Below are 16,838 nucleotides of genomic sequence, written 5' to 3'. Positions count from 1 at the left end.
CACGATGCCCACCGACCTATGGTTTTCGCCATAAGCTGGTGGGCGTCGTTCGTTATTCGGGATTCTTTGGCAGGCGGTCGTACAGCACCACCGTGTCAGCGATTTCAATCTGTACCCTCTCTTTCTTGAGCAGGGTAACCGTCCAACGGATATGCCGATGGTTGTTTCATTTTTCTGTAACGGCATCTTGTGTGCCAATAAAGGGTGAAACCCTCCCTTTGCAGGGCTTCGCTTAAATAGTTGAGCCTTATCTGAAATCTTTTGTCGAATTCAGTATTTTATCAGTTATAACTTTTGGTTTTGCAATTTCTCCATTGAGTTTCAATCGTAAGTGTGATATACTGTGGTCGGCCACGGAAGGAGAGTGAAGTTTTATGATCAAACGCGAACTGTATATGAGCCGCATCCGTCCGTTTATCGGGACGGAGCTAGTCAAGGTCATGACCGGTATCCGCCGCTGCGGAAAGTCGGTCATGTTGGAGCTGATCCAGCAGGAACTCACGGAGTCCGGCGTCAGCCCAACACAGTTTATCGCCATCAACTTTGAGGATATGAGCTACTCCCATCTGCAAACCGCGCAGGCGCTGCATGATGAGATCACCAAACGCGCCAAGGAGATCGACGGCAAGGTCTATCTGTTTTTTGATGAGATTCAGGAGGTCAAGGACTGGGAAAAGTGCATCAATTCTTTCCGCGTTTCGCTGGATTGCGACATCTATATCACCGGCTCCAATGCAAAGCTGCTGTCTGGTGAGCTTGCAACCTATTTGGGCGGACGGTATGTGGAGTTTGTGATCTATCCGTTCTCATTCGGAGAGTTCATGGAGCTGTACCGCTCGATCAGTCCTGATGCGTCCATTCAGCAGTGTTTCCAAAAGTACCTGCTTGCCGGAGGGATGCCCTATCTCGCAAACCTCCGCTATGCGGATGCGCCGTCCAAGCAATATCTTCACGATCTGTTCAACTCTGTCCAGCTCAAGGACATCGTGAAGCGAAATAAAATCCGTGACGTTGACCTGCTGGAACGGATCATTGCCTATGTGATCGCCAATGTGGGAACGACCTTCTCGGCGACCTCTCTTGCAAAGTTCCTGAAAAACGAGCAGCGCACCGTTGCCCCGGAAACAATTCTGAACTATATCAAATACTGCTGCGAGGCGTACCTGTTCTATCAGGTGAAGCGGGAGGACTTGCAGGGCAAACAGATCCTTGCCTCCAACGAGAAGTATTATATTGCCGATCACGGAATCCGCGAGGCGGTCTTCGGCGGCAATATGCGGGACATCAACCTCATTTTGGAAAACATCGTCTATCTGGAGCTGCTGCGCCGGGGCTATGAGGTGACTGTCGGCAGGACGGGCGATAAGGAAATTGATTTTGTATGTGACAAGCGCGGCGAAAAGCTGTATGTTCAGGTCACTTATCTTCTGGCATCGGAAGAAACAGTCAACCGCGAGTTCGGCGCGTATGATAGCATCCGCGACAACTTCCCGAAGTACGTTGTTTCCCTCGATGAGTTCGACATGAGCCGAAACGGGATCAAACACCGGAATATCCGCGATTTCCTCTTGGCGGAGGAATGGAACTGAACAGGAAGCCCGGCATCACGTCAAATGGCGCGATGCCGGGCTTCTTAAAACTCAAAATGGAAAATCTAAATGATAGGCATCTTTCTCTCCGGTGTATGAGCCGTCATCAATTTGCTCTTGTAATGATTTTCCTACACCAGCAAATACACCATTTTCGTCTATAAAAATTGGATATGTCTGATTTGGACGTTGTGTCTTGTCGAACGTACTCAGTGTAAGCCCCTCGAATGGCGTTCTGTTATTCCCGCCACAAAAATCAAGTGCGTTTGCGTGAAAGTCCGCAGGCACAACAAAAACCAGATACTCTTGCACATAGTTAAAACCGCCTGATGGTTTCCCACCAGAAGTTTGTACTGTGACAGTCACAATCTGCTTTGTCCCAAAAATCTCTCGCAAGAGATTTACAAGATTATGTAGTTCATGGTAGCTGATGCTTATAATTAAGCATCCATCATCCGCCAGCAGCTTTTGCAGCAGCTTCAAGCGCGGATACATCATGCACAGCCACTTGTCGTGGCGGGTCAAGTCCTCGCCCTCTTTGCCGACGACCTCGCCCAGCCATTTCTTGATCTTGGGGTCGTTGACGTTATCGTTATAGACCCAGCCCTCGTTGCCGGTGTTGTAGGGCGGGTCGATGTAAATGCACTTGACGCGCCCCTCATACCGGGGCAGCAGCGCTTTCAGGGCTTCCAGATTATCGCCCCGGATGATCATGTTTTCGCTGCCGTTATCTTCGCTGTGCTGTCCGTTTTCATCAAAGCTGTACTTGCGCTCCAACACCCGAAACGGCACTTTCTGATGGTGATTGATCACCTTGCTTTTTCCAATCCATTCAAGTGTTGGCATGGCTGATTTCCTCCTGAAAATAAAGCATATTTCGTAATTCACAATGCAGAATTTTCGACAGATTACAATTATGCATTACGCATTATGAATTATGAATTTTCTTCTTGATATACTTGCCGTTCTTGATTCTTGCGTCCGCCGGTTTCTCTGCGTCCTCTGGAATCCCCCAGACCGAGCCAATGCGGATCGCACCGGGGACACGCCCCTCGCCGCACAAAATCTGAATACGGCGGGTGGAGATACCCCAGCGTTCAGCGGTTTGCGCGATTGATAAATACTTCATGGGCAGCACTCCTGTTGCAGTTCCGTTCTGCGTCTGCTTATAAAATCACAGTATAATTATAATCGTCAAAGCGAATAAAAGCAAGGACTTTCCGGAAAAGCTCAGGAAGTATCTTCAACCTAAAAAACAAGGGTTTGGGGCTTTCCCAAAAATCAAAATGGGCGTATCGGCTGCAAGGCTGAAACGCTCATTTTCCCGGTGTGTACGGACACCGGATGTGCTTGCTATTCTCTCAAATCTCATATCCGCAGATACAACGCGCTCCCGCTTTCGCAAAAGCAGGGGCGCATATTTTTTGAAAATTTCTCATTTTGATCCCTGCGTTTTGACTTAAAAATGTCCGTTGTAAAGTGAAAGGAGTTCTTTGATATGCCAGACCGCACGCGACCCATCCGCAAGGAAATCTGCCTGAACGAGCAGGGGTTGAATCTCATCCAGCACAAGATGCGGCAGTTGGGAACGCACAACTTCGGTGCGTATGCCCATAAGATGCTGATCGACGGCTACGGTACTTTACACTTCACTTTTCATAAGTCCTACTATCACCGCTTTATCACAATAAATTTTACAAAACCATCTTGACGCACCTTGCAAACCGTGATACCCTTTATCGCAAATCCCGCCGAGCTTGTCGGGGCAATGCCCCTCCATCTTGCTGCGCAAGACCGCTCTGCCGCTTAAAAGCCCCACTGGGGCTTTCATTGCTACGCAAACGCGGTCTCGTCGAAAAGTACAGAGTGGCGAGGATTTGTTCCCTATGAAGATTTTTACCGCCCCGCAACACACCCGATCTATTTTGCCGCCGTTTCACCCGACAAAATCATCGCTGCGCTGCGTGGGCGGTATTTTTCTTTTTTACAAATAAAATCTTATGTAGTTGTTCAATCTTCCAAAATTTGTTTTTAGTTGTTGACTACACAACCACAAAGTGTTATTCTGTGCTTGAAAGAAGCAGGTTGTAGTGTCTGCACTGCGTCCGGCTTTCTTCATATTGTACCTTGAATCTTACATAAGCCGTCTGAACGAGATACTGCGCCATGACCTCACGCTTTCTGTGGGCGAGCCGGACAACGCCGCTGCAAAACAGGGGTAGGAACTGCGTTCGGTGTGAACGGTGACCATGAGCAGGGACTTTGCCTTTTCACACGTTTTGCTCTGCAAAATTTTCAACGTGCATTGCGGTTCGACTTCTGAAATTTTCAGTGTTGCACGGAAAGGGCGAAAGCAAGTATCGACCTGTGGCCACAAATTTTCAATGCTTGAAAAATTGCTGTCCACTCAGTCATCCTTGTTGGGGCAAGCGCTTGTCGGGGCAAAGCCCCTCCATCTGCTGTCGCAGACCGCGCTGCCACTTGAAAGCCCCACCGGGGCTTTCATTGCTTCGCAACCGTGGCCCTTCCCCAAACCCTGCTCTAGCTTCGCACCGTTGGTGCGAATGCGGCGTGTCGCATTACATAGCCCTCTCCATCCCGGAGCGGGCATTTATCATTTTCACAGGAGGTCGAATATGGCTGAAATGAAAAGTCCGAACGTACACGCAAAGAAGAACCGCAATGACACGCCGCGAAAACGAAAGACACACATCATCAAAGTCCGAGTGACCGCAGAGGAAAAACTGCGGATCGCATACGCCTGCAAAGAACTCCACCTCACCCAGTCCGAACTCGTCCGCCGCGTTCTGTACGGCGTGAACGTCAAGCACACCGTTGTGGTGGCGCAGGGCGGCGAGGATACACTGGCGGCGCTTGCCGCCTTGTCTGCCCAGTGCAGCAAGGTGGGCAGCAACCTCAACCAGCTTGCACGGTACTTCAACTCCGGCGGCAAAGACACCGAGCAGCTCCGGGCGCAAATTCTGGAGGAACTGTCCGCACTCACGAACTTTCGGCTGAAAGCCGAAGAAACGGTTGGTGAACTGTATGGCAACCATCAAGCATTTGACCTCGAAAAACTCTAACTACGCCGCCGCCGAAAGCTATCTCACCTTTCAGCACAACGAGTACACCGGTCTGCCCATTCTGGACGAGAAGGGCAGACCCAAGCTGCGGGATTCGTACCTGCTCGACAACCTTGAGTGCGGCGAATCCTCGTTCGCTATGGCCTGCCTGATCGCCAACCGCAAGTACGGCAAGAACGGCGGGCGGGAGGACGTGAAGACCCACCATTATATCATCAGCTTCGACCCGAAGGACGCAGTAGAGAACGGTCTGACCATGGAACGGGCGCAAGCCCTTGGCTTGCAGTTCTGCAAGGACAACTTCCCCGGTCATCCCGCCATCGTCTGCACCCACCCGGACGGTCACAACAGTGCGGGAAACATCCACGTCCACATCGTCATCGGCAGCTTGCGTGTCCGCACCGTGGAACGGCAGCCCTTCATGGACAAGCCGTGCGACTGGGAAGCGGGCAAGAAGCACCGCTGCACTTCTGCCATGCTCCGGCACCTCCGTGTCGCTGTCATGGAAATGTGCGAGCAAGCCGACCTGAACCAGATCAATCTGCTGGAAGCCCAAGGTGACCATGTTTCGGAGCGCGAGTATTGGGCGCAGCGGCGCGGACAACGCCGCCTCGACCATGCAAACGCCAAGCTTGCCGCCGAAGGGCAGCAGCCCACCCAGACCGTCTACCAGACCGAACTGGACAAACTGCGAAAGCAGATCTACGCTGTGCTGAACAAGACCACCACCTTCGAGGAATTTTCTGCATTGCTCATGCAGGAACACGGCATCGCCGTGAAGGAGAGCCGAGGCCGGTTGAGCTACTGCCCACCCGGCCGGGCAAAGTTCATCACCGCCAAGAAACTGAGCAAGAAGCTGGAAAAGGAGCAGGTGCTGACCGCCCTCTCCCAGAACATCCAGCTTGCCGCCATCATCCAGCCCAGCAGCGAGAAGAAGCCGGATAAGATCAGGAAACTGGTTGACATTCAGGCGAACGTTGCTGCGGGCAAGGGCATCGGCTATGAGCGTTGGGCGAAAAAGTTCAACCTCAAACGCTGGTCGCAGACCTTGTGTCTCCTGCAGGAGAAGAAGCTGCTCAGCGAAGATGCCCTAGACCAGCGCATTGCCGAACTGAAAACTCAGCACGACGATGCACTGGCGGTGGTCAAAGACTTGGATGCCCGCATGGTCTCCCTCAAGGAGCTGCGCGGGCATCTTGTGGTCTATCGGCAGTATAAGCCTCTTGCACAGAAGCTCCAGACTGTGCGGAATCCCGCCAAGTTCAAGGAGCAGCATCGTGCAGAGCTTGCCGTTTACGATGCAGCCTGCGCCTATTTCAAGGCCAATGGGTTCAGGACTCTGCCGGACCTCAAAAAGCTGGATGCCGAATATCAGACCCTTTCCTCGGAGAAAAACGGGTTCTACACCCGCTACAAGAAAGCGCAGATCGAACTGCGTGAACTCCGCACCGCACAACAAAACGTGGAAGCCTTCTTCCGCAAGGAAGAGCGCAACCACGCCGTACCGCAGCAGGAGGTCAAATGAACAACACTCTGACGGATCGATGTGTGAATAAACCCAACCTCACCCACGCCCCTCACCGGGCTTCGTCCTTTCGCCTGTACCCCACCCATTGGGACGGAGGGTAGCACCTCTGTCTTTTCGGACGTAAAGAACGCCATCTCGACCCGGCAGGCAGCGGAGCTGTACGGCTTCGCCGTAAACCGGAACGGTATGATGTGCTGCCCCTTCCACGGGGATAAACACCCCAGCATGAAGGTGGACAGCCGTTTCCACTGTTTTGCCTGTCAGGCAGATGGCGATGTGATCGATTTTGTCGGCAGACTTTTTCAACTTTCTCCCTACAAGGCTGTGGAAAAGTTGAAGGAGGACTTCGGCATGGCACTTGCCGACGGCAAGGTGCGGCTTGCTCCCCGCAGACCGCCCACCGTCCGGCAGCAGCTGCTGGACTATTACCGCTGTCTGCAGCGTTGGCGGGTCCGATATGCACCGCAGTCACCCACAGAAGAACTTCACCCCTGCTTTCTTGAGGATAATCTGGAATCGCCTGTTCCGCAAAAGAAGTTCAGCCAGTTCCTGCTGAAAAATGCAGGGAAGTATGGCCTGACCTTTTCCAAGCACATCGAGGGGAAGTACCGCGGCTTCCGGGGCGTATGCGTCCACCCCGCCTTTGCTGCGGCATAAAACACACGAAAAGTGAAATTCTCCCGCCCCACGCGCCCCGAATCAGCGGTTTTTACCTGTTATCGCTGTTTTCTCCGGGTTTGTATCCGCCCTTTCCGGGCGGATGCAGGGCGGCAAAATGCCCTTTGGGGCGGGAGAGAAACCCGGACGCGCCCTCTTGGGGCGCATCCATCCAGCCATGCGCCCTGTAAAATCAACACAGAAAGGTACTTTTGTGTGGTTTGGGGCGCATGGGGCGCGTAAATTCAAGTTCTCGCACTTTTTTGGGCTGCTGCTTCGGGTCAGGAGCGGCAGGCCCTTACATATTTACCGGCCCACAGGGTGCAGCTCAACCGGAACTGCGCCGGGTCTGGAGAAGTGCAAAGGAGACATGCCTATGACGAATGTCCGCAAAAATTCCGCTAAACTGACCCGTGAGGACTTGAAAATCGCGCCCGAATCCCCTACAATGAAATTGTCCGAAACCCCTGCCGTAGAACCTTCTGACCAGACCAGCAAAACTGTCCGACACGCCCCTCTCGTTTACCGGGTGGAGGAGATCGCCCAACTGTTGGCGATCTCCAACCGTGCTGCGTACAATCTGTGCAACACCACGAAAGATTTCAAGGTGATTCGCCTCGGTACCAGCATCCGGGTAAGCAAGCAGAGCTTTGACGATTGGTTTGCTGCGGTCTGAGGGAGGGAATATCTATGGCATCTATTATGAAACGTGGCAACACGTATTCTGTCCGATACAACTACAAAGACCACAATGGCAAGCCCTGCAAGGGCTGGGAGACCTTCAAGACCAAGGCCGAAGCGCAGGAGCGCAAGATCACGGTCGAAAAGGAACTGCTGGATGGTACATTCCTCGTGCCGGATGCAATGACGGTGGAGGAGATGCTCTACAAGTGGATTCCCATTCAGTCCAGCAAACACAAGTGGTCTCCCAAGACCTACACCCAATCTGTGGCGATGGTGCAGAACCTCATCGTGCCGTATATCGGAAAGCGGAAGGTGCAAGACCTCCGCACCTACGACATTGAGCAGTTCTACGCCACCCTGAGCCAGACCCCCTGCGGCCAGTACGTTCACGGCGAGAAGCAGGAGCTGACGGAAAATCAGAAGAAGCGGCTGTTATCCAGCACGTCCATTCACGAAGTCCACACGCTCTTGAAAACCGCCTTTTCGTATGCCGTTGACTGGGATCTGATTCACAAATCGCCTACTCCCCGTGAAGCCCCCAAGATCAATACCGAAGAACGCACCATCTGGGATGAGCGCACCATGCTGGCGGCGTTGCAGACCATTGAGAACCCCGCCCTCCATCTGGCGGTGCATCTGAGCATGATTCTCTCCCTGCGAGAGGGTGAGATCCTCGGCTTACAGCCGGGAGACCTCGCCTTCGATGCCGCCGATGGTCGTGGAGCTATCACGGTGAACAAGGCAATGCAGCGTGCCAACAAAGAAGCCTTGTCCAAGATCGACCCCAGCCAGATCTACCACACCTTCCCGGACAGACGGGAGGGGAGCAAGTCCTCGCTGATTCTGAAAAAGACCAAAACCAAGAAGTCCAACCGTGTCCTGTATATGACGAAACCGCTGAAAGAGGAACTTCTGGCATGGCTCGACAAGATGAAGCAGGACGAACAGAACGCCCCGGAGAAGTACAGCAACTGCGGTCAGCTGTTCCGCTTACCAGACGGCTTACCCATTGCCCCGGACGTTCTGACCAAGTGGTATCGGCAGTGGCGAGCAGAGCACCCGGAGTTTGAGAAGATCGTGTTTCATGGTCTGCGACACTCCAGTGCCACCTATCAGCTGTTGCAGTCTGGCGGTGACTTCAAATCGGTGCAGGGCAACACAGGTCATGCAACTGCTACCGTCCTGATGGACACCTACGCTCACACGCAGGACAGGCCCCGGTTGGAGCTGGCAAAGAAGATCGAAGCCGACTTCTACCGGCAGGACACAGCAGGAGCAGGGCCGCAGGCGTCCCCGGAAAGCAAAATGCCGGCGGCAACAAAAATCACAGGCAAAATGATCCTTGAAGCCATCCGGCAGATGGACGCAGAAGAACGCCGCGAGCTGACGCGGGTGCTCTTCGCATAAAAATTTCTTTTTTGTGCAGCGAAATGCACGCTGTGCGAGCAATGCAAAGATAACATGGCTTTTTTGTAAAGTGTGCAGAAAGTGTGCAAGTGTGTGCGACCTCTGCCAGAAAAACAAAAAAGCCATGAAATCTTTCGATTTCACGGCATTTTCTGGTGCGATGGAAGGGACTCGAACCCCCGGCCTACTGATTCGTAGCGCAAGTCAGGGGTAATTCCTCCATTATGCCGCCTGCCGTAAAACATAAAATTTTATCGATAATAAGTAATTTATCCGAATTCATGTTTCACGTCCACTGGTAAATTTTGCACCTGTTGTCAACCATTGTACAGGGTGAAACCGTGCAGATTCCGTGCAGAAACCGTGCAGGACAATTTTAGAAACTCGGAAGCAATTCACACACAAATGACTTGACGGCATTGTTTTGGGTGGCCATCCTCTTATTTTAGTACTTGCTGCATCACAAGCCGATTGGAAAGCATCTGATCTTATTCTCAGGAAAACCCATCGTTTTATGTTAGAAAAAAGCAACACGACACGATATGGTCTGTACTGCCTTGTAGTGGTATCCTTTTGCCAACACCAAAACAACATAAAACGAAAGGAAAATAAATTATGAAACGTCTTTTTACTCTGATTACTTCTATTGTTCTGGCCACCAGTCTGCTGGCTGTCCCCTGCTTTGCCGCTGAACCTGAAGACTTGCCCACGCCTCAGACTGGCGTGACCGAAACAGAACAGCCCGAAGACCCGGACGAATCGGGTATGCAGTTATATGACGCGTTTCCGGGGGGCGGTGAAGCTCTTTAAGTTTCAAATTCCATGCCCAGATATTCTTTTGCTTCCTTTTTGGTAATTTCCAATCCTTCCTGGTATTCGATGACCTGGCACAGATAATAGCATTTACGATAGAGATCCGCGCTTTTTTTGTCATCTCCCATGAAATGAGCGCATTCAGCTTGGATTTCAAGACAATGTGGTAAATATTGATAGTGCCCATATTTGAGGCAAGCCTTCCTGCCTTCTTCTGCACATTCTGCGCTATCCTCGTAGCGACCGCACAAATCCAGAACACGGGCATAATTAAAATAAACCATCGGTAAGATACCAACCGAAGTGATTGTTTCTTCAAAATGCTTTCGGACATATTTCAGCAGCTGGTAATAGATATCAGCTGCTTTTTTATTTTGTCCATCATCGGAGTATGCAATTCCAATTTGATTGATGATCTTGATTTCGTCTGTCGAATAAAAAAACCTCTCAATCTCATCCAAATTAAAGCGGGGAACCGTCAGCCGAATTGCTTGCATCAACAGGTCAATCTGTTCTTGTGGTGTATATCGTTGATCCAAACGCCCCAACAACACCTTAGAGCGTAAGATAAACTGCTGCGCGATTTGATCGTCATGGTCTGCAATCTGCTCAAATTTTTTTAAGGTTTCAAAGCCTTCCTCCACGCGATGATTAGCATTGCATGCAACAATCTCCTTTTGAAGGGCTTCCATTTCCAGCTCATTTTTACTCAACAGTGCAAAATAGCGGTCATCCGGCAGGCCCAGCCGCTGCAAAAGGGCATTGATCCGATTGCGGCTGGGAGTCTGTTTGCCATTTTCCAGTCGGGAAAGGGTCATCGGTTCACAGATTCCATCGCAAAGCTGCTCCTGGGTCAGGCCCAGATCCAGCCGCCGCTGTTTGATATATTCTCCAAGAAAAACATTTTTCATTGAAACCACCCCAGATTGAATAAAGAGTTCTTATAATTATAAAGGATATCAAGCTAATTTTCCAGTCGTTGATAGCTGGAAATCAAAAAGGAATAAGTTCATTGGAATCCAACTTATCGTTTTGTGTTATTTGAAAGTAACTTGGTACGATATGTTCAGAAGTGCGTCGTGCTGCTACAATATAGTCACAGCGATGAACCAAACATCCAGAGCTGAAAAAAGAAAGGAGAAACAGAAAATGTATACCGTAACTTTTTCCAATGAAGAGCTGGAAGAGATGAAGGCAAACGACGCGGTTGTTATCGTTAGCTGCGATGATGACAACGGGCACCGCCTCTACTGATCAGTGACGGTTTCCCAAGGAGCAAATGTTTGCTTCTTGGGATTTTTCTGTATAATGGAACCATGTTTTATGAATTGAAAAACGGAACGCTTGTGGAAACCAAAGACGCACAGGGGAATTTTGATCTGACACAGGTCCTTGGAAATAAATATTTAGAAGATGTTGATTCCGAAAAATGTGTTATTGTTGATACGTACAGCAATAGATGTTTCCTCATCTCAAAAGATCTCCTCCACCATGGTGTGAGCGAAGAAGTATACCACAAAATGCTGGATAGCGATGAAACCGACTCAAACAAGTCAAGCGAAGAAGTCACTTTCATCTTAACAATTACGTATAAATGCAACATGCACTGTACTTACTGCTATCAGCAAAACGATAAAACCTTGGAAAAGAAACTTATCAGTGATGAAACTCTGGATAAAATTTTAAGTATCATTGCACAGTATATGGAAGCAAATCCGAACAAGACCGTTCGACTGGGTTTATTTGGTGGCGAACCCTTGCTGATCGAGAATGAGAAAGTAATTGATAAAATTCTCCAATTTTGCAAAGAGCACAAAACCACTGTTCATATCACCACAAACGGAAGTTTCCTTTCGTATTATTTGAAGAAATTTATCATCAATCGTCGCTTCATCAGCGGTATTTATCCCACAATCGACAGTATGGCGTTAAATTATATGACGCGATACGATCTTGATCCGAGCCGGAACAATACAAATGAAACTTTCAAACTCCTGTGCTGTATTAAGACACTTCTGCATTACGGCATCCATGTGGACTTAGGAACCAATATCGATAGGCACAATCATAAAGAAATCTGGAATACACTGGATGACTTGAAGAAGTTACAGCTTTTGCAGGATAAAAACTTTGCGTGGACTATTGGTCGAGTAGATGATCGTTTGTATGAAACAAATTTCCCTGACATCATGATGGAAAGTGAGATTCTCGCTGAGCTTCAAAGCAAGCCTCTCCCGGACAATGTTCACGCGGCATTTTTAAAGACCTGCTATAACTTTGCCGACAAAATGGGCCTAAAGTTGAATTTGCGGGAGCATAAACAAACACATAGTTATTGTTGGAGCACTTCGTCATCCAGTAATGTTTTTTATGTTGATATGAATCTGAAAACATATCGTTGTACTTGCACAGTTGGTAGATCTAGGTACAGCCTTTTTGATTTTTCCTATGAAAATTTAACAAATTATCGGCCCGTCGCTGTAACCTGCAATTCTTATGCGGAGTGTAAGGATTGTAAAATCGGTGGCTTCTGCGGTGGCGGATGTCAGCTGTCCCACCAAATCGATTTCAAAAAGTGCTGTACATATGAAGAAGAAGTTTTTTCTCACTTCATGAAAACACTGTTTATTCCTTATATTAAATCCAAATATAACGAGGTGAATCAAAATGAACGCAAAGCTGAAAACAGATGCACTTGACCTTACCTCTCTGCTCAATGGGCTGGTGTTTTTCTCCCCAGTCTCTCTACTGGTACGAACCACTGCAGGAATCTCTCTCAGCCAATTCTTCATTTTGCAAGCAATTATGGCTACTATGGTCCTCCTCACAGAGATTCCTCTCGGAAAGCTGACCGATCGCATTGGCTATAAATCCACGTTGGTACTATACCAGATCGCGCTGCTCATTTCGAGAACCTGCCTCTTGCTGGCTCATGTAAGCTGCAATTATAGTCTGTTTATTTTACAGGCTATCCTCGAAGGCACAGCGGCTTCCTTTTCTTCTGGGACGCAGAGCGGCTATATTTATATTATGTTTTCAAAGGAACATTACGCTGAAAAATCTGCACATGTCGCCAATTATGGAACTGTCGGATTTTTTGCCAGTACCCTAGCTTATGCGGTCCTGTACACGCTGATTGGCATCAAGGGTCTGCTTCTGGCAACGATTGCCGCAAACCTTGTTGCTGTCTTTACCTCTTTAAAAATCCCCAAGGAAACAGTGCAGCCCAGAAGTGAAACGCGCCAAAAGAAAAACATTCCCTATCCGCAGTTGTTTCAGCAGAAAAAGATATGGATGCTTCTAATGATTTTGGCAGCTTTGAACATTGGCCGCATTCTGATCAATTTCTTCTATGCGGAGAAGCTGCAGTTGTGCGGGATCAATGAAACCTGGCTCGCCGCAATTATTATGGGTTATTCTGCAATTCAGTTGCTGTCCGAACGGATTCTCGCCCGTACCAAGCCTGAACACTATAATCAAATGATGGCACTGTTTTTCATTCTGAGTGGAATAGCCCTTGGTGTGTTGGGCTTGGTCAATGTGCCGGTTTGGACTATCCTATTTATGCTGATCCTTCCGCTTTTTTTGGATATTCCATCCTATCTGCTGGGAGAAGTCCAAAACAGCATTGTAGATGCTGCCGGCAGGGAAGACAATCGCGCCGAGCTGCTTTCCGTCTTCAACATGGGCGTCAATGTTACTGAAATTTTTTATCTGTTTGGCTCATCACTACTGGTGAGCGCCGGGTCAACGGCTTGTTTTGTCATCCTCGGTGCTTTTATGACCGTAGTTGGAATTGGCATCTGTCTTTCTGTGAAGAGCGCATGGTTGCTTTCACTTCAAGAAAAAAAGAACGGCAACTAATTTTAGTCTACAATATCAAGAGGGCTTATATATGATGTCTGGATACATCTCCGATTGCCTAGGAGAAAATTTCAGTTGTATTCAACCCAAGCCAATATTACCTCAAAAATTCAATTGGGATGTCTTCATGGCCACACTGATTCCTACTGAAGGGTGTAATTTTCAGTGTTCATACTGCCACAAAAACCACCCGGCAGCCAGTATGACCCGTGACACACTGGATCAGATCGAAGAGTATATCACTGCGCAGGCCCCACGGCATAAGCAGGTTGTGCTTGCATGGCTTGGAGGCGAACCGATCCTTTGCAAAGACACTGTATTGGAAGTCTCTGAAATGATTCAGAACTTGCAGAAACAGCATGGCTTTCAGTATACTGCCAAGATGACCACCAATGGTTATCTGCTGGACGAAAAGCTGTTCCGTCAGTTTTGTCAGGCAGGAATTACCAGCTACCAAATTACACTTGATGGTTGGAACCATGACAAGACTCGGCCCCATGTATCTGGCAAAGGAACCCTGCGGACCATCATTGACAATCTGGTCGCTCTTTCCAAGTTGCCCCCGGAAGAGTACTCCTTCCATATCACGCTACGCCGTAATCTTCTGGCCGGCGATGAGGACTACAGTTGGTACGATTACCTTTACCGTTTGTTTGGACAGGATAAACGCTTCGATGTACTTGTTTGTGCAGTTGGTGACTGGGGCGGCAAAGGCTCCCACGATCTGTCACCCCTTCACCAGGATACTCAAGAGGTGTTGGTTGCGAAGCATATTGCATATCTGGATAAAATCGGGATGCTGCGTTATAATCAAATGTACTGTGTCTCCCGTCCAAATCGTCTTGTATTCTGGCCCGACGGGAAAATTGGAAAATGTACTGCGGCTCTTAACCGTCCTCAACCCCAGTTAGAATGAAGCCGTTCAAAAAAGACGGTATGATCGATCCAGAAGTTCAGCATCTTTAGATGTCTTCTGCCCTGAAACCTGATTGCTGTGGCAACCAGAATGTTTTGGTGATAAGCGCAAAGCTCAGTTCGATCATGTGTACGAGTTGACGCCCGCATCTGCTATTGCCTGAAGCCGGGAGGCAACGCGATAGCCGGAAGAATCCAAAGAAACCGCGCCGGGGTTTCGTGGCACACGACTTTGGTTACAAAGTCTAGTGTGTTACACCTTGGTTCCGGCTGATGCGGAAAAGGGGCTGCGAGAGGCTCCGGCAAGCACCTGTTCTGCGGCAGAAGGATGCGCGGATGGGCGTGGCAGTTGACGGTCTCTGCCCACCCAGCGCAGGCTTTCAGAGGAACCAATGGTGTACGTTCTCCCGTCCTGCCGCAGCAGCGTTTTTCCCCTATAAGCCGCAAGGTAAATAATCAACGTCTGTGCTTGCCCCGGTTTCCCGCTAGTGTCCCCGGTTTCAGCATTGCCGTTTTATAAAGGATCTTCTTTATCAGCTTTCTTTCATCCTCTGTCAGCTTATCGTAGTTGATTCCGATTGCCTTCAATGCCGTTCGAATCTTCTTTTCATCCGCAGACCCTTCATGTTTCTGTGCATCCTCCAGTTCCTTCATCAGGTTATCGATCATTGAACCATCCGAAGTGGTCTTGTCCTTGCGGTGTTCCGTCTTGATGTTCTTCAGGATGGCCACCAACTCATCGTACAAGACCCGGCCAAAGTACTCATCTTCATCGATCTGCCCCAGCTTCAAGGTGCTCATGTACAAATCGTTTTCATCTGCTGCATACTTCTTTTTCAGCATTTGCCGGGTCGCTTCCAGACCAGCATTGAGGTTTTGAATGTTTGCGCTGACATATCCGTCCACATAGATCTCCAGATCGGTCATGAACCTCTGAAAATTCTCATGCACGATCAGCTCACACAGCAGCCGATGATTGAATTTTCCATTCCTTAATACGTCCACTGCGCCATCGCTCAGATGCAAGTCCGAAAGGACTGCATCTGGGCGTTTTTTGTTTTCCGTCACACCCAACAGGTAGTCCGTGGTCACGCCATAGAACTCAGCCAGCGTTGTCACCGCATAAATGCTGAGGTCGGTCACATCGTCGCTCTCGTATTTCGACAATGCCGATTTGGACAGACCCGTCTGCTCTGCCAGCATTTCCAGCTTCAGATTCCGCTCCACACGCAGGTCTTTGAGCCGTTCTCCCAGTGTCAGCTTGATGTTCATGGTCGCACCTCCGATGTTTTTTGCACAGTATACCACTTCCAGCGGTTCCTGTCCATAAGCGTGGAATTTTGCAGTTTCTGCACCTGTTTTCCGACATTATGGATATACGGCACAGCGGCCATTGCGGTGCTATCCTATAGACAGAAAGAAAACATATAACTCCCCAGCAGCGAACATGTTAAGGGCTTCCCGCGAAAGCCCTCTGAAATATCTTTCATAACAGGACCTTGACAACAGAATGACCGTCCGAACTGCCCAGACCGCCAAGACCTCCCATCGGGGGAGCGAGCGCCCTGCATGGGGCCGACACAGAGTCCAAAAAGATTTCCTGTCGGGAGGCAGCAAGGGAGACCGGCTTTGAACGTGGCAGGGATCAAAATGATCCGTGCCAAAACCTTTGACCAAAGGAGAGATTTTGAGCTTATATCAAAAGATCAAGTCCGCCATCACCGTTCGGCAGGTGGGAGAGATGTACGGCATGGAGCCCGACCGCCATGGCATGGTGTGCTGTCCGTTCCATTCTGACAGCGACCCCAGCATGAAGCTGAACGACACCTATTATTATTGCTTTGGCTGTGGAGCCAACGGAGATGCCATCGACCTCACCGCCAAGCTGTTCGACCTGAATCCCCGGCAAGCCGCCGAGAAGCTGATAAATGACTTCGCGTTTGCGAAGCAATGCAGTCCCCAGTGGGGACTGCAAGTGACAGAGCGGTCTTGCGTCAGCAAGATGGAGGGGCCCCGCCCCGACAAGCTCTGGCTTGACCCGGATAAGCCACCCGCCAATGCCATCGCCCTGCCGCCGCCCAAGCGTGACCTGACGGACGAGCAGTGGGCAGACATCGCCTACTGCCTGCGGGTGCTGACCGATTATCTTGACCTGCTGCACGACTGGCAAAAGCGCTACAAGCCCGCCAGCCCGGAAGAACCGCTGGACGAGCGGTTCGTGGAAGCCCTCCACATGACCGAGACCATCGAGCACCTGACGGACTGCGTTGCATTTGGGACGCCCCAGCAGAAGGCCGC

Annotated in this window: 16 protein-coding genes; 12 read left to right on the top strand and 4 right to left on the bottom strand. The window is 49.9% G+C overall.

The features are described from left to right. Positions 1 to 374: 374 nt before the first annotated feature. Complete coding sequence (locus LKD23_RS07925) at positions 375 to 1,589, top strand: ATP-binding protein (RefSeq protein WP_005928939.1); 1,215 nt, start codon at positions 375 to 377, stop codon at positions 1,587 to 1,589. A gap of 51 nt (positions 1,590 to 1,640) precedes the next feature. On the opposite strand, the gene LKD23_RS07920 is transcribed toward LKD23_RS07925, so the two are convergent. Then, positions 1,641 to 2,435, bottom strand: a complete 795-nt coding sequence (locus LKD23_RS07920; protein WP_349138544.1) for a DNA methyltransferase — start codon at positions 2,433 to 2,435, stop codon at positions 1,641 to 1,643. Between the two features lie 82 nt (positions 2,436 to 2,517). Further along, positions 2,518 to 2,718, bottom strand: coding sequence for a hypothetical protein (locus tag LKD23_RS07915; RefSeq protein ID WP_005928951.1), 201 nt, complete (start codon positions 2,716 to 2,718; stop codon positions 2,518 to 2,520). Positions 2,719 to 3,087: 369 nt separating this feature from the next. On the opposite strand from LKD23_RS07915, the gene LKD23_RS07910 reads away from it, so the two are divergent. The 7 genes from LKD23_RS07910 to LKD23_RS07880 all read left to right on the top strand — a co-directional run bounded on the left by LKD23_RS07910 (position 3,088) and on the right by LKD23_RS07880 (position 9,758). Continuing rightward, on the top strand, positions 3,088 to 3,300 hold the full coding sequence (locus tag LKD23_RS07910; protein ID WP_005928958.1) for a hypothetical protein: 213 nt from the start codon (positions 3,088 to 3,090) through the stop codon (positions 3,298 to 3,300). A 925-nt stretch (positions 3,301 to 4,225) separates the two neighbouring features. Beyond that, positions 4,226 to 4,672 carry a plasmid mobilization protein gene (locus tag LKD23_RS07905; protein ID WP_006735280.1) on the top strand — a complete coding sequence of 149 codons (447 nt, stop codon included), beginning with the start codon at positions 4,226 to 4,228 and terminating at the stop codon, positions 4,670 to 4,672. After that, positions 4,635 to 6,197, top strand: a complete 1,563-nt coding sequence (locus tag LKD23_RS07900) for a relaxase/mobilization nuclease domain-containing protein (RefSeq protein ID WP_097774211.1) — start codon at positions 4,635 to 4,637, stop codon at positions 6,195 to 6,197. Before LKD23_RS07905 ends, LKD23_RS07900 begins: the two co-directional genes overlap by 38 nt. A 189-nt stretch (positions 6,198 to 6,386) precedes the next feature. After that, entirely contained in the window at positions 6,387 to 6,857 is a 471-nt protein-coding gene (locus LKD23_RS07895; RefSeq protein ID WP_227621175.1) for a CHC2 zinc finger domain-containing protein, read from the top strand. Positions 6,858 to 7,227: 370 nt separating this feature from the next. Next, entirely contained in the window at positions 7,228 to 7,533 is a 306-nt protein-coding gene (locus LKD23_RS07890) for a helix-turn-helix domain-containing protein (RefSeq protein WP_006735272.1), read from the top strand. 14 nt (positions 7,534 to 7,547) lie between these two features. Beyond that, a complete protein-coding gene (locus LKD23_RS07885; protein ID WP_097773062.1) occupies positions 7,548 to 8,948 on the top strand; it encodes a site-specific integrase in 1,401 nt (466 codons plus the stop codon). A gap of 615 nt (positions 8,949 to 9,563) precedes the next feature. Continuing rightward, a complete protein-coding gene (locus LKD23_RS07880) occupies positions 9,564 to 9,758 on the top strand; it encodes a hypothetical protein (protein ID WP_097793638.1) in 195 nt (64 codons plus the stop codon). On the opposite strand, the gene LKD23_RS07875 is transcribed toward LKD23_RS07880, so the two are convergent. Next, the gene (locus LKD23_RS07875; protein WP_097793639.1) at positions 9,755 to 10,672 is read right to left on the bottom strand and encodes a helix-turn-helix domain-containing protein; all 918 of its coding nucleotides are present in this window, start codon (positions 10,670 to 10,672) and stop codon (positions 9,755 to 9,757) included. The genes LKD23_RS07880 and LKD23_RS07875 overlap by 4 nt on opposite strands. A 435-nt stretch (positions 10,673 to 11,107) precedes the next feature. Between LKD23_RS07875 and LKD23_RS07870 the strand changes: the two genes are divergently transcribed. The 3 genes from LKD23_RS07870 to LKD23_RS07860 are packed head-to-tail and all read left to right on the top strand — an operon-like array spanning position 11,108 to position 14,541. Continuing rightward, the gene (locus LKD23_RS07870) at positions 11,108 to 12,460 is read left to right on the top strand and encodes a radical SAM protein (RefSeq protein ID WP_181567104.1); all 1,353 of its coding nucleotides are present in this window, start codon (positions 11,108 to 11,110) and stop codon (positions 12,458 to 12,460) included. Further along, on the top strand, positions 12,429 to 13,625 hold the full coding sequence (locus LKD23_RS07865) for an MFS transporter (protein ID WP_097778984.1): 1,197 nt from the start codon (positions 12,429 to 12,431) through the stop codon (positions 13,623 to 13,625). The genes LKD23_RS07870 and LKD23_RS07865 overlap by 32 nt, the downstream gene beginning before the upstream one ends. Before the next feature lie 31 nt (positions 13,626 to 13,656). Beyond that, positions 13,657 to 14,541, top strand: a complete 885-nt coding sequence (locus LKD23_RS07860) for a radical SAM protein (RefSeq protein WP_097778983.1) — start codon at positions 13,657 to 13,659, stop codon at positions 14,539 to 14,541. A gap of 455 nt (positions 14,542 to 14,996) precedes the next feature. Here the strand turns inward: LKD23_RS07860 and LKD23_RS07855 are convergent, their stop codons facing one another. Further along, positions 14,997 to 15,812, bottom strand: a complete 816-nt coding sequence (locus LKD23_RS07855; protein ID WP_156071336.1) for a helix-turn-helix domain-containing protein — start codon at positions 15,810 to 15,812, stop codon at positions 14,997 to 14,999. A 415-nt stretch (positions 15,813 to 16,227) separates the two neighbouring features. On the opposite strand from LKD23_RS07855, the gene LKD23_RS07850 reads away from it, so the two are divergent. Next, positions 16,228 to 16,838 (top strand): CHC2 zinc finger domain-containing protein (locus LKD23_RS07850; protein WP_227621173.1); only part of this gene is annotated, 611 nt, incomplete at its 3' end.

It is taken from the genome of Faecalibacterium butyricigenerans (genome assembly GCF_020687345.1).
Lineage (GTDB): Bacteria > Bacillota > Clostridia > Oscillospirales > Ruminococcaceae > Faecalibacterium > Faecalibacterium butyricigenerans.
The sequence above is the reverse complement of the archived record's forward strand: the minus strand, read 5'-3'. Positions and strand labels throughout refer to the sequence as shown.

Coding starts and splice junctions, on each gene's coding strand:
- LKD23_RS07925 (WP_005928939.1), top strand. CDS start 375: ATGATCAAACGCGAACTGTATATGAGCCGCATCCGTCCGTTTATCGGG.
- LKD23_RS07920 (WP_349138544.1), bottom strand. CDS start 2,435: ATGCCAACACTTGAATGGATTGGAAAAAGCAAGGTGATCAATCACCAT.
- LKD23_RS07915 (WP_005928951.1), bottom strand. CDS start 2,718: ATGAAGTATTTATCAATCGCGCAAACCGCTGAACGCTGGGGTATCTCC.
- LKD23_RS07910 (WP_005928958.1), top strand. CDS start 3,088: ATGCCAGACCGCACGCGACCCATCCGCAAGGAAATCTGCCTGAACGAG.
- LKD23_RS07905 (WP_006735280.1), top strand. CDS start 4,226: ATGGCTGAAATGAAAAGTCCGAACGTACACGCAAAGAAGAACCGCAAT.
- LKD23_RS07900 (WP_097774211.1), top strand. CDS start 4,635: ATGGCAACCATCAAGCATTTGACCTCGAAAAACTCTAACTACGCCGCC.
- LKD23_RS07895 (WP_227621175.1), top strand. CDS start 6,387: ATGATGTGCTGCCCCTTCCACGGGGATAAACACCCCAGCATGAAGGTG.
- LKD23_RS07890 (WP_006735272.1), top strand. CDS start 7,228: ATGCCTATGACGAATGTCCGCAAAAATTCCGCTAAACTGACCCGTGAG.
- LKD23_RS07885 (WP_097773062.1), top strand. CDS start 7,548: ATGGCATCTATTATGAAACGTGGCAACACGTATTCTGTCCGATACAAC.
- LKD23_RS07880 (WP_097793638.1), top strand. CDS start 9,564: ATGAAACGTCTTTTTACTCTGATTACTTCTATTGTTCTGGCCACCAGT.
- LKD23_RS07875 (WP_097793639.1), bottom strand. CDS start 10,672: ATGAAAAATGTTTTTCTTGGAGAATATATCAAACAGCGGCGGCTGGAT.
- LKD23_RS07865 (WP_097778984.1), top strand. CDS start 12,429: ATGAACGCAAAGCTGAAAACAGATGCACTTGACCTTACCTCTCTGCTC.
- LKD23_RS07860 (WP_097778983.1), top strand. CDS start 13,657: ATGATGTCTGGATACATCTCCGATTGCCTAGGAGAAAATTTCAGTTGT.
- LKD23_RS07855 (WP_156071336.1), bottom strand. CDS start 15,812: ATGAACATCAAGCTGACACTGGGAGAACGGCTCAAAGACCTGCGTGTG.